Origin of the sequence: Paracoccus sp. SJTW-4 (assembly GCF_047716885.1) — a bacterium.
GTDB lineage: Bacteria > Pseudomonadota > Alphaproteobacteria > Rhodobacterales > Rhodobacteraceae > Paracoccus > Paracoccus solventivorans.
In genome coordinates this window covers 2,758,601-2,770,065 of the sequence record NZ_CP136681.1, presented here as the reverse complement: position 1 = coordinate 2,770,065, position 11,465 = coordinate 2,758,601, and the positions used below count along the sequence as shown (strand labels likewise).

The 11,465-nt window shown below is 72.1% G+C and carries 12 protein-coding genes; 4 read left to right on the top strand and 8 right to left on the bottom strand.

Going from position 1 to position 11,465, the window contains the following annotated elements; genetic code table 11:
* Positions 1–57: 57 nt before the first annotated feature.
* Complete coding sequence (gene hemH / locus RSP45_RS13625) at positions 58–1,119, bottom strand: ferrochelatase (RefSeq protein WP_415392338.1); 1,062 nt, start codon at positions 1,117–1,119, stop codon at positions 58–60.
* The gene (locus RSP45_RS13620) at positions 1,116–1,958 is read right to left on the bottom strand and encodes a class I SAM-dependent methyltransferase (protein WP_415392337.1); all 843 of its coding nucleotides are present in this window, start codon (positions 1,956–1,958) and stop codon (positions 1,116–1,118) included. The genes hemH and RSP45_RS13620 overlap by 4 nt, the downstream gene beginning before the upstream one ends.
* On the opposite strand from RSP45_RS13620, the gene RSP45_RS13615 reads away from it, so the two are divergent.
* The 3 genes from RSP45_RS13615 to RSP45_RS13605 all read left to right on the top strand — a co-directional run bounded on the left by RSP45_RS13615 (position 1,957) and on the right by RSP45_RS13605 (position 4,043).
* Positions 1,957–2,751, top strand: a complete 795-nt coding sequence (locus RSP45_RS13615; protein WP_415392336.1) for a double zinc ribbon domain-containing protein — start codon at positions 1,957–1,959, stop codon at positions 2,749–2,751. The genes RSP45_RS13620 and RSP45_RS13615 overlap by 2 nt on opposite strands.
* Positions 2,752–3,153: 402 nt before the next feature.
* Entirely contained in the window at positions 3,154–3,579 is a 426-nt protein-coding gene (gene arfB / locus RSP45_RS13610) for an alternative ribosome rescue aminoacyl-tRNA hydrolase ArfB (protein ID WP_303730232.1), read from the top strand.
* Positions 3,576–4,043, top strand: coding sequence for an NUDIX hydrolase (locus RSP45_RS13605; RefSeq protein ID WP_415392335.1), 468 nt, complete (start codon positions 3,576–3,578; stop codon positions 4,041–4,043). The genes arfB and RSP45_RS13605 overlap by 4 nt, the downstream gene beginning before the upstream one ends.
* On the opposite strand, the gene RSP45_RS13600 is transcribed toward RSP45_RS13605, so the two are convergent.
* The 5 genes from RSP45_RS13600 to def (RSP45_RS13580) all read right to left on the bottom strand — a co-directional run bounded on the left by RSP45_RS13600 (position 4,040) and on the right by def (RSP45_RS13580) (position 7,722).
* Positions 4,040–4,276, bottom strand: coding sequence for an Lrp/AsnC ligand binding domain-containing protein (locus RSP45_RS13600; protein ID WP_090847912.1), 237 nt, complete (start codon positions 4,274–4,276; stop codon positions 4,040–4,042). The two genes, RSP45_RS13605 and RSP45_RS13600, sit on opposite strands and share 4 nt — an antisense overlap.
* A gap of 30 nt (positions 4,277–4,306) precedes the next feature.
* Positions 4,307–5,686 (bottom strand): MATE family efflux transporter, encoded by a 1,380-nt coding sequence (locus RSP45_RS13595; RefSeq protein ID WP_415392334.1) that lies wholly within the window; start codon positions 5,684–5,686, stop codon positions 4,307–4,309.
* 58 nt (positions 5,687–5,744) lie between these two features.
* Entirely contained in the window at positions 5,745–6,638 is an 894-nt protein-coding gene (gene fmt, locus RSP45_RS13590; RefSeq protein WP_415394072.1) for a methionyl-tRNA formyltransferase, read from the bottom strand.
* Between the two features lie 65 nt (positions 6,639–6,703).
* Positions 6,704–7,204 carry a peptide deformylase gene (gene def, locus RSP45_RS13585; protein ID WP_415392333.1) on the bottom strand — a complete coding sequence of 167 codons (501 nt, stop codon included), beginning with the start codon at positions 7,202–7,204 and terminating at the stop codon, positions 6,704–6,706.
* Positions 7,204–7,722, bottom strand: coding sequence for a peptide deformylase (gene def, locus RSP45_RS13580; protein WP_415392332.1), 519 nt, complete (start codon positions 7,720–7,722; stop codon positions 7,204–7,206). Before def (RSP45_RS13580) ends, def (RSP45_RS13585) begins: the two co-directional genes overlap by 1 nt.
* A gap of 71 nt (positions 7,723–7,793) precedes the next feature.
* Between def (RSP45_RS13580) and RSP45_RS13575 the strand changes: the two genes are divergently transcribed.
* Entirely contained in the window at positions 7,794–9,017 is a 1,224-nt protein-coding gene (locus tag RSP45_RS13575) for a MalY/PatB family protein (protein WP_415392331.1), read from the top strand.
* Positions 9,018–9,020: 3 nt separating this feature from the next.
* Here RSP45_RS13575 and hrpB read toward each other — a convergent pair whose 3' ends face one another.
* Positions 9,021–11,426 (bottom strand): ATP-dependent helicase HrpB, encoded by a 2,406-nt coding sequence (hrpB, locus tag RSP45_RS13570; protein ID WP_415392330.1) that lies wholly within the window; start codon positions 11,424–11,426, stop codon positions 9,021–9,023.
* Positions 11,427–11,465: the final 39 nt, after the last annotated feature.

Below are 11,465 nucleotides of genomic sequence, written 5' to 3'. Positions count from 1 at the left end.
GCCGGGACGTATCCGCAGCCGCGGCCAGACCCGCCGCAGCTGCGTCCGCCCCGGGGCCTACTCCACCCAGCCGGCCAGATTTTCCGCGATGACCTCGGTCAGCACCTGGATATGCGCATCGTCGTCGTTCAGGCAGGGGATATAGGTGAAGCCATGCCCGCCCGCGGCCTCGAACGCCTCGCGGATCTCGCCGTTGATCTCCTCCAGCGTTTCGATGCAGTCGGCGCTGAAGGCGGGCGAGATCACCGCGATGTCGGTGATGCCGCGCCGCGCGAGTTCCGCCACATGCTCGACCGTATAGGGGCGCAGCCATTCCTCGGACCCGAAGACCGACTGGAAAGTAGTGTCGATGGCATCCTCGTCCCAGCCCAGCCGCTCGCGCAGCAGCCGCGTGGTCTTGTGGCACTGGCAGTAATAGGGGTCGCCTTCGTGCAGATAGCGCACCGGCATCCCGTGATAGGACGCTACCAGCTTTTGTGGGCGCCGCCCGGCCAGCGTGCGTTCCACCGATTGCGCCAGCGCCTCGATATAGTCGGGGCGGTCGAAATAGGGCGGGCAGACCCGGGCCGAGGGCTGCCATTTCTGCGTCATCAGCGCCCGGAAGAACTGGTCGTTCGCCGTGGCCCAGGTGGCGCCCGCATATTGCGGATACATCGGCAGGAACACGATGCGGTCGCAGCCTGCCTCGACCATCCGGTCCACCACGGATTGCGTCGAGGGGTTGCCGTAGCGCATGCAGAAATCGACCATCACCCGGTCGCCCCAGCGCGCGGCCGCGGCCTGTTCCAGCTTGGCGACCTTCTGCTTGGTGATGGTCATCAGCGGGCTTTCGTCCGCCTCGTTGTTCCAGATCAGCTTGTAGTTCGCGCCCGAGGTGAAGGGGCGCTTGGTCAGGATGACGGTCTGCAGCAGCGGCTGCCACTTCCACGCGGGATAGTCGATCACCCGCTTGTCGGACAGGAACTCGTTCAGATAGCGGCGCATCGACCAGTAATCATGGCCGTCGGGGGTGCCCAGATTGGCGACGAGGACCCCGATCTTCGGCTGCGGCAGCGCCGGGTGGTCGGGGGGGGCGTGCTCGGGTCGGCGGGCGTCGTGCGGGCGCGATGGCTGGCTCATGTCGTCCTCTTGCTCAGCGCATCGGCAAGGCGGATCTGGGCCGAGCCGGGGCGCAGGGGTTTTTGCTGGTTCTCGGCCGGCGCCCAGCCGGTCAGGAACACCAGATCGAGGCCGAGGCGGATTCGCCCCGGGTTGTCGGGGTCGGGCGCGGTGGTGGCAAGGATCTCGGCCGCGCGCAACATCACCGCGCGCGCGGTCGGGCGGCGCAGGCGGCGGTCCAGCGCGTTGCCCTCGCCCATGGCGCGCAGGTCGCGGGCCAGGTGGAACAGGTCGCGATAGCTGACCGCCTGGGTGATCTGGTCGGCGACCGGTAGCGCCAGCCCGCTGCGCTGGACCAGCGCGCCCAGATCGCGGATCTCGCCAAAGGGGGCGATGCGCGGCGACAGCCCGCCGGTGACCTCGACCTCGGCCTGCGCCAGTGCGGCGCGCAGCGGCGCCAGCGTCTGCCCGCCCGGCAGCACCGCCAGGAACAGCCCGTCGGGACGCAGCGCCCGCGCCGCCTGCACGATCTGCCCCACCGGGTCGTCGGCCCAGTGCAGGGCCAGCGCATGGATCACAAGGTCGTGCGCGGCAGGGTCAAGGTCGAGTTCCGGCCCATCCGCCACCACCCGCGCCCCCGGCATCGCTGCGTGCCAGAAATCCGGATTTCCGGTCACCACGGCGGCGGCGGTAAACCTTCTGTTAATGTCTGCGAGTCTATCCTGCACCTCGGCCAGGGCCAGCTCGTGCAGCCAGTCCTCGCGCCCGGCACGGTCGGCGCGGGCGCGGTTGCGCAGCAGCGCGGCGCGGTCGGTCAGGCGCGGCGGGGCCGTGGGTTGTGAGGGGTACGACGCAGACATGAGGCTGGACATTAAGGCGCTTCGCCCGGCGATGAAAGCCACGGTCGCGACAGTGTTTCCACCGCAATGCCTTGATTGCGGCGGGCCGGTGGCCGATTCGGGGGCGCTTTGCCCGACCTGCTGGGGCGAGGCCGATTTCATCGGCGGCTGCATCTGCGACCGCTGCGGGGCGCCGCTGCCCGGTCTCGCGGCCGAGGGGGAGGAGCCGCTGGCCTGCGACGAATGCCTGGCGACGCCGCGGCCCTGGGCGCAGGGCCGGGCGTCGCTGGTCTATGCCGGCACCGGCCGGCGGCTGGCGCTGGCGCTGAAACACGCGGACCGCCCCGACCTGGCCCCGGCCCTGGGGCGCTGGCTGGCGGTGGCAGCCGCGCCGCTGGTCGGGCCCGAGACGCTGGTCGTGCCGGTGCCGATGCATCCGCTGCGGCTGCTGCGGCGCAAATACAACCAGGCCGCGCTGCTGGCCGCCGCGGTGGCGCGGGCACATGGGCTGCGCGTGCTGCCGGCGGCACTGCGCCGCCAGCGCCACACCCCGATGCAGGACCACCGCTCGGTCGCCGACCGCTTCGCCAATGTCAGCGGCGCCATCACCGTGGCGCGACGGGCGCAAGCGGCACTGGCCGGGCGGCCGGTGCTGCTGATCGACGACGTGATGGCCTCGGGCGCAACACTCGCCGCGGCGGCAGAGGCGCTGGAGGCCGCAGGCGCCGGGCCGGTCGCGGTCGCAGTGCTGGCGCGGGCGGTGAAGGACGGCGCGATGCGCCACGACTCGCTCGGCCATGGCCGAGCGGCCTGAGCATGTGCGCTTGGGAAATCCCGGCTTTTCCGGCGCCGTCCGTACTCGCGCCGCCCGGCTCTGCAGCCGCCGCATGGCCGCCCCTGCGCCGCGGCCTTTCCGGATCGCCACCGCTGGGCCTACACCGCGCGCCCGGCCCGGGGGCTGCCGATGTCCCTCTCGCACATCCCCGCCCGACCCGACCTTCCAGAACCGTTCGCCGGCATGCGCCCACGCTCTCCCCCATGTCCGTCGCACTTCAGACCCCCGGCACCACACCGGCTCCACGCCGCTCCCGGCGCCCTGCCGCCCGCTGCGCCCGCCCGGCCGCAGGCGCACAGATTGCCGCCCGCCTGCCCAGCCCGCACAATATTCCCCGCCGCGCCCCTTTCCATTGTCACGGCGCGCCCGCATCTTGCCTCCATGCTGCGCATCAACGACACCATCACCCTTGCCGATTGGGAGCTTTCCGAGCAGTTCACCCGTGCCCAGGGGCCGGGCGGGCAGAACGTGAACAAGGTCTCGACCGCCGTCGAGCTGCGGTTCGAGGCCGAGCGCTCGCCGCATCTGCCCGCGCCGGTCAAGGCGCGGCTGCGGCGGCTGGCCGGGCGGCGCTGGACCTCGGACGGGGCGATCGTGATCGCGGTGCAGGACACCCGCAGCCAGGCCCGCAACCGCGAGATCGCGCGCGAAAGGCTGGCCGAGCTGATCCGCAAGGCGCTGGTCGCGCCCCGCCCGCGCATCCCCACCCGGCCGACGCTGGGCAGCCAGCGCCGCCGGCTGGCCGCCAAGACGATCCGCGGCACCATCAAGTCGCTGCGCGGCCCGGTCGAAAGGGACGGCGAATGAAGTCCTGGGGGCGCCGTCTGCGGCGGCTGCTGGCGGGGCGCGACCGCGCCCTGCAGGTCGGCGCGATCTGCCATGATCCAGAAACCGGACAGGTGCTGATGATCACCAGCCGCGGCACCGGGCGCTGGATCATCCCCAAGGGCTGGACCATGCCCGACCGCAGCCTGGCCGAGGCCGCGCTGCAAGAGGCGTGGGAGGAAGCGGGCGTCCGCGCCGAGGACGCGCAGGAGATCGGCAGCTACCGCTATGACAAGATCCCGGACGACGGCCAGGGGCCGCCGATCCCGGTCGAGGTGCGCAGCTTCCTGGTGCCGGTGCTGGAACTGGCCGAGGACTTTCCGGAACAGGGCCAGCGCACCCGCCGCTGGATGCCGCCCTCCGAGGCCGCGACGCTGGTGGCCGAAGCCGAGCTGGCCGAGTTGCTGCGCAGCCTCGACGCGCCTGGCCCCGAACGCGCGGCCTAGAACGCCCGAAAGGTCATGGTGGTCAGCGTCCGGCTGATGCCGGGAATGTCGAACAGCCGCTCGGACAGGTAGTGGCCGACGTCCTGATCCTCGGGGACATAGACCTTGGCCAGCAGGTCGTATTCACCCGAGGTCGAATAGAGCTCGCTGACGACCTCGCGGTCGTAGATGGCGTCGGCAACCTCATAGGTCTTGCCGGGGGTGCAGCGGAACTGGACGAAGACGGGGCGCATGGGAACCTCGGATGGCGGGACGCGCCCAGTCTAGCGGGGTTGCACGCCCCGGACCAGAGCGGCGGCGCCATCGAGCCGCGGCGCCGCGCGCCAGAACCGCGTCATCAGCAGCACCGCCGCCGCGCTCAGCCCGCACAGCAGCCCCAGCCACAGGCCGGGCGGCCCCATCCCCAGCAGAAACGCCAGCGCCCAGCCCGCGGGCAGCCCGACCAGCCAGTAGCTGAAGATCGCCAGCCACATCGGCACCCGCGTGTCCTGCATCCCGCGCAGGATCCCCAGCGCGATCGCCTGCATCGCATCGACCAGCTGGAACAGCCCCGCATAGACCATCAGCGAGGCTGCCAGCGCCACGATCTGCGGCGCCCGCGGGTCGGACGGGTTCAGGTAAAGCCCGGTCAGCAGCTCGGGGATCGCGAGGAACGCGGTCATCGGCAGCACCGCGAACCCCGCCGACAGGATGATCGCCGCCAGCGCCGCCTGCCGCAGCCCGGCCGCGTCGCCGCCGCCATGCGCCGTTCCCACCCGGATCGTCGCGGCGTTCGAGATGCCCAGATGCACCATGAAGGTCAGCCCGGCGATCTGCAGCGCGATGCCATGGGCGGCCAGCGCCTCGGCCCCGAACCAGCCCATCAGCACATTGGCGCCGGTGAACATGCCGGTTTCCGCCACCAGCGTCAGCCCGATCGGCAGCCCCAGCGCAAGGACGCCCCGGAACGCGGGCCAGTCGGGGCGCCACAGCCGCTGGAACAGATGATATTCGCGCCCCTCGGGCAGCCAGGCGGCACAACCCGCCAGCGCCGCCAGCTGCAGCCAGTTGACCGTCAGGCTGGCCAGGCCAGAGCCGCGCACCCCCAGTTCCGGCAGGCCCCAGTGGCCAAAGATCAGCAGCCAGTTCAGCAGCGCATTGACCGGCAGCCCGATGACGGTGATCGCCAGCACCAGGTTCGGCCGCCCCAGCGCCGCGAGGTAGCTGTTGAACACCATCCCCGCCAGCACCGGAGGCATGGCAAACAGCATTACCCGCAGCCACAGCTGCCCCAGCGCCGCCACCTGCGGTTCCTGCCCCAGCGCGATCAGGATCGGCCCCGACCACCACATCAGCGGCGCGATCACCACGCAATGCAGCACCGACACCCACAGCGCCATGCGGGTGGCGCGGCGCAGCTCGGTCGCCTCGCCTTGCGCGCGGGCGCTGGCGATCACCCCCATCACCCCCAGCGCATAGCCCGAGCCGAGCATCACCAGGATGAAGAAATACGAGGTCGCCAGCACCAGCGCCGCCAGCTCGACCACCCCGTAGCGGCCGATCAGCACGGTGTCGGTGACGCCGATCAGCATCCGGCCGACGTGGGTGCCGACCAGCGGCAGGCCAAGCAGGAAGGTGGCGGTCAGATGGGGGCGCAGGCTCATGCCTGCCCGATAGCCCGGAACGCGCGGCGCGGGAAGCCCGCCGCCATCAGTCCAGCCGTCAGTCCAGCCTGGGCGGCAGCGCCATGCCGCGCAGCGCCTCGGCAGCGGGGACGGCGCGCCGCCCCTCGCGCTGAACCTCGGTAATGTCGACCGCGCCCTCGCCGCAGGCGACGGTGAAGCCGCCCAGAACCTCGCCCGGCGCGCCCGACCCCGCCACCACGCGCGAACGCAGCAGCTTCAGCCGCTCGCCCGCCGCCAGGCACCAGGCGCCGGGAAAGGGCGACAGGCCGCGGATCAGCCGGTCCACCTCGGCGGCCGGGCGGGTCCAGTCGACCCTGGCCTCGGCCTTGTCGATCTTGGCAGCATAGGTCACGCCCTCGGCCGGCTGCGGCAGCGCGGGCAAGGGCAGCCGGTCCAGCACGTCGACGATCAGCGCCGCCCCCATCGCCGCCAGCCGGTCGTGCAGATCGGCGGTGGTTTCCTCGGCCCCGATGGCGGTGCGTGCCTCGGCCAGCACCGGGCCGGTGTCCAGCCCGGCCTCCATCTGCATGATGGCGACGCCGGTTTCGGCATCGCCCGCCATTACCGCGCGATGGATCGGCGCCGCCCCCCGCCAGCGCGGCAACAGCGAGGCGTGGATGTTCAGGCACCCCAGCCGCGGCGCGTCCAGCACCGGCTGCGGCAGGATCAGCCCGTAGGCCACCACCACCGCCACATCGGCGCCCAGTGCCGCAAACTCCTCCTGCGCCTCGGCGTCCTTCAGCCGCAGCGGCGTGCGCACCGCGATCCCCAGCGTCTCGGCCGCCGCCTGCACCGGCGAGGGCCGCGGCTTCTGCCCGCGCCCGGCCGCCCGCGGCGGCTGCGAATAGACGCAGACCACCTGATGCCGCGCGGCGATCGCACGCAGGGCGGGGACGGAAAACTCCGGCGTTCCCATGAACACGACGCGCATCGCCCGCTCCTTCTTCATCATGAAAATATCCCGGGGTCCGGGGCAGCGCCCCGGTCCGACAGCACCTATCCGCGCGAAAACTTCGCCGATTTCGCGACCAGCATCCGCCGGCGCAGCGGCGACAGGTGGTCCACGAACATCCGCCCGTCCAGATGGTCGATCTGGTGCTGCACGCTGGTCGCCCACAGCCCGACGAAATCGCGTTCCTCGACCTCGCCCTCTGCGTTCAGGAACCGCACCGTCACCGCCCGCGGCCGCTCGATTGTCGCCGAGACGCCGGGCAGGTTGGGCGAGGCTTCCTCATGCGCGCGCAGCTTGACCGATTCGTGCAGCACCTGCGGATTGGCCATGCGCACCGCCTGCCCGCGCTCGGCCGAGGCATCGACCACCGCCAGCCGCAGCATCACCCCGATCTGCGGCGCGGCAAGGCCCACGCCCGGCATCGCTTCCATCGTGTCGATCATGTCGGCCCAGATGGCGCGGATCTCGTCCGTCACCGCCTCGACCGGCGCGGCCGGGCGGTGCAGGCGCCGGTCGGCATAGGGGATGCAGGCGCGGACGCTCATCAGGCGCGCGCCAGTTCGCGCTTCATCTTGGTCATGCGGCGCGAGATCATCTGCCGCTTCATCGGGCCGATATGGTCGATGAACAGCCGCCCGTTCAGGTGGTCGAGCTCGTGCTGGGCGCAGGTCGCCCACAGCCCGTCAAAGTCGCGCTCATGCGTCTTGCCGTCGAGCCCGGTCCAGCGCATCCGCACCTCGGCCGGGCGGGTGACCTCGGCATATTGATCGGGGAAGGACAGGCAGCCCTCCTCATAGGCGTTCAGCGCCTCGGATGCCGAAACCACCTCGGGGTCCACCATCACCACCGGCGCGCGCGGCGCCTCTGGGTCCTTGTTGCAGTCCATGACGAACAGCCGGCTCAGCACGCCAACCTGCGGCGCGGCCAGCCCGACGCCGGGCGCGGCATACATCGTCGCCAGCATGTCGGCGGCAAGGGTTTCGATCTCGGGCGTGATCCGGCCCACGGGGGCACAGGGCTTGCGCAGGCGGGGGTCGGGGAACAGAAGAATGGGGCGCGTCATGCGTGGCAGATAGGCCATGGCTTCCGGCCGCGCAACAACCCGCTATGCTCGGACCGCGACAGGAGAAGCCGATGACCCCCCAGAACCGCCCCGTTCACGCCGAATCCGATTTCCCCGCCCCCGATTTCGACACGCCGATCGAGCGCCGCGGCACCATGTCGAACAAATGGGACGACATGGCCCATGTCTTTGGGCTGGACACGCCCGACGCGCTGCCGATGTGGGTGGCCGACATGGATTTCGCCGCACCTGCCGGCGTGCGCCGGGCGCTGGAACGCACCGTCGCCCATGGGGTCTACGGCTATCCGGGCGAGAATGCGCCCTATCTGGACGCGATCCGCTGGTGGATGCGGACCCGCCACCACTGGCAGATCGGGCGCGAGGACATCCTGACCGTGCACGGGCTGGTCAACGGCACCGCCCTGGCCGTCGACGCCTTCACCCAGCCGGGCGAGGCGGTGGCGCTGATGACGCCGGTCTATCATGCCTTTGCCCGCGTCATCAAAGCCGCGGGGCGGCAAGTGACGGAACTGCCGCTGGCGCTGCGGGACGGGCAATATGCGCTGGACTGGCAGGGCTGGGCCGCGCGGCTGAGCGGCCGTGAAAAGATGCTGATCCTGTGTTCGCCGCACAACCCCGGCGGGCGGGTCTGGTCCGCGGATGAGCTGCGCGAGATCGCGGATTTCTGCCGCGAGCGCGACCTGATCCTGGTCTCGGACGAGATCCACCACGACCTGGTGTTGCCCGGCGCGCCGCGCCACACGGTGACCGCGCTGGCCGCGCCGGGGGTCGCGGACCGGCTGGTGACGCTGACCGCGGCCACCAAGACCTTCAACATCGCGGGCGCGCATACCGGCAATGCCATCATCACCGATCCCGGTCTGCGGCAGCGATACGTGGCGCGGATGATGGCGCTGGGGATTTCTCCGGGGTTGTTCGGGCTGCCGATGGTCACCGCGGCCTATTCGCCCGAGGGCGCGGCCTGGGTCGATGCGCTGACGGGCTATATCGCCGGAAACGCCGAGATTTTCGACCGCGGGCTGGCCGGGATTCCGGGGGTGCGGCCGATGCAGTTGCAGGCGACCTATCTGTCCTGGGTCGATTTCACCGCCACCGGCATGCCCCCCACTGAGCTGCATCGCCGCATCGAGCAGGGCGCGCGCATCGCCGCCAACCACGGCGAAAGCTTCGGTCTGGGCGGCGCGGGGCACATGCGCTTCAACCTCGCCACGCCGCGGGCACGGGTGGTCGAGGCGGTCGAGCGGCTGCAGGCGGCATTCGCCGATCTGCAATAGCGGTCACGTCCCCCGCGGCTTGGCGCGCAGCGTCGGGTCGGCGGCGGTCGGGTCCTCGGGCCAGGGGTGGCGCGGATAGCGGCCGCGCATGTCCTTGCGCACGTCGCCATAGCCGCCGCGCCAGAACCCCGGCAGGTCGGTGGTCACCGCCACCGGCTTGCCGCCCGGCGACAGCAGCTGGATGCGCAGCGGACGGCTGCCGGCCATGGGGTGGGTGGTGACGCCGAACAGCTCTTGCAGCCGCGCCTCGATGGTGGGCGTCTCGGCGTCATAGTCGATGGGGATGCGCCGGCCCAGCGGCGTGGTAAAGGCAGCGGGCGCGGCGTGGTCCAGCAGGCGCTGGCCATCCCAGCCGATCAGCGCCTTCAGGGCGTCGGTCAGGTCCAGCGCCCGCAGATCGGCGGCGCTGCGCATCCGCCCCAGCCACGGCAGCAGCCAGCCGGGGTCGGCCAGCAGCGCGGCGTCAGAGACATCCGCCAGCCCCTCGACCAGCGCGATCCGCGCCCGCAGCCGCGCGGCCGGGCGGGTCCAGGGCAGGCCGAGGTCAACCAGCCCCTGCCACGCCGCCAGCGCCACCGCATCCGGGTCGGGGTCGTCCAGGGCGCGGTCCGACAGCACCAGCGCACCGAAAACCTCCTGCCGGCGGGCGAGGATGCGGCCCTCGCGCCGCGACCAGCTGACCGATTCGACGGTCTCGATCCGGTCGCCGTAAAGCGCGCGCAGGTCGGATTCCGCCAGCGCCACCCCGCCCCGCACCCGCGATTCGCGGGGATCTCCATCAAGGTCGGTGGCGACGATCAGCCGCTCGGCCCCCAGCGGGTCGCCCTCGGCCAGCACCGCGCCCTTGCCGCCCGACAGCACGTAGCGCGGCGCCTCGCCCTTGCGGCGCAGGCCGATGCGGTCGGGATAGGCCAGCGCCGCCATGGCGCCCGCGGGCATCGGGGGGCGGTCGGGAACCAGCCGGCGCAGCCGTGCAGCCTCGGCCCGGATACGCTCCAGCACGCTGCGATCCAGCGGCCAGGGGTGGCGGTCGGCATAGGCGCGCGGGTCGCGCAAGGCTGCCAGCCGCAGCGCCAGATCGGCGGGCGCTCCGCGCAGCGGGTCACGCTCGGCCAGCAGCGCGGCCAGATCGGCGGCGCGACGGCCCGCGCGCAGCAGCATATGCACCAGCCGCGGATGCACCGGCAGCGCCACCAGCGCCCGCCCGTGGCCGGTGATCCGCCCGTCCCGCAGTGCGCCCAGCCCGGTCAGCAGCGCCCGCGCCTCGGCCAGCGCGGCGGCGGGCGGCGGGGTCAGGAACGCCAGCCCGCTGTCGGAACCCCAGGCCGCCAGCTCCAGCGCCAGGGCGGCCAGATCGGCGGTGGCGATCTCGGGCGGCGCGAAGGCAGGCAAGACGCCCTCTTCGGCCTGCGCCCACATGCGATAGCAGATGCCCGGCGCCACCCGCCCGGCGCGGCCGCGGCGCTGTTCGGCCTCGGCCCGGCTAACCCGCTCGGTCACCAGCCGCGTCATGCCGGATCCCGGATCGAACCGCGCCCGCCGCGCCCGCCCGGCATCGACCACCACCGTCACCCCCGGAATGGTCAGCGAGGTTTCCGCAATCGCCGTCGCCAGCACGATCCGCCGCGCCTTTGCAGGGGCCAGCGCCGCCCGCTGCGCCGCCAGCTCCATCGCGCCATAAAGCGGCACCACCTCGGCCGGCACGTCCAGCATGGCGGCGACACGGCGGATTTCGCCCTCGCCGGGCAGGAAGGCGAGGATGCTGCCGCCAAGCGCGCGGGTCTCGGCCTCGGCCTGCGCGATCAGCCGCGCCGCCTCCGGCACCAGCCGGGCGCCAGCGGGCAACGGGCGGGGCAGAAAGCGGGTTTCCACCGGAAACGCCCGCCCGTCGGATCGCACCACCGGCGCCCCGTCCAGCAGCGCAGCGACCGGCGCGGCATCCAGCGTCGCGGACATCACCAGCAGCGCCAGATCGGGGCGCAGTGCCGCGCGGGATTCCCAGACCAGCGCCAGCCCCAGATCGGCGTTCAGGCTGCGCTCGTGGAACTCGTCAAAGATCACGCAGCCGATGCCCGAGAGTTCAGGGTCGGACTGGATCATCCGGGTCAGGATGCCCTCGGTCACCACCTCGATGCGGCTGCCCGGCACCGATTCGCCGCGGATGCGATAGCCGACGCGCCCGCCCACCGCTTCGCCCAGGGTCGCGGCCATCCGCTCAGCCGCCGCCCGCGCCGCCAGCCGCCGCGGCTCCAGCATGACGATGCGGCCGGGGATCATGTCCAGCAGCGCCAGCGGCACCCGCGTGGTCTTGCCCGCACCCGGCGGCGCCACCAGCACCGCCCGCCCCTGCGCGGACAGCGCCGCCCGCAGCGCGGGGATCACCTCGTCAATGGGCAGTCTCTCGTCCATCCGCCTCTGGTGACGGAAATCGCCCGCGGCTGCAAACCG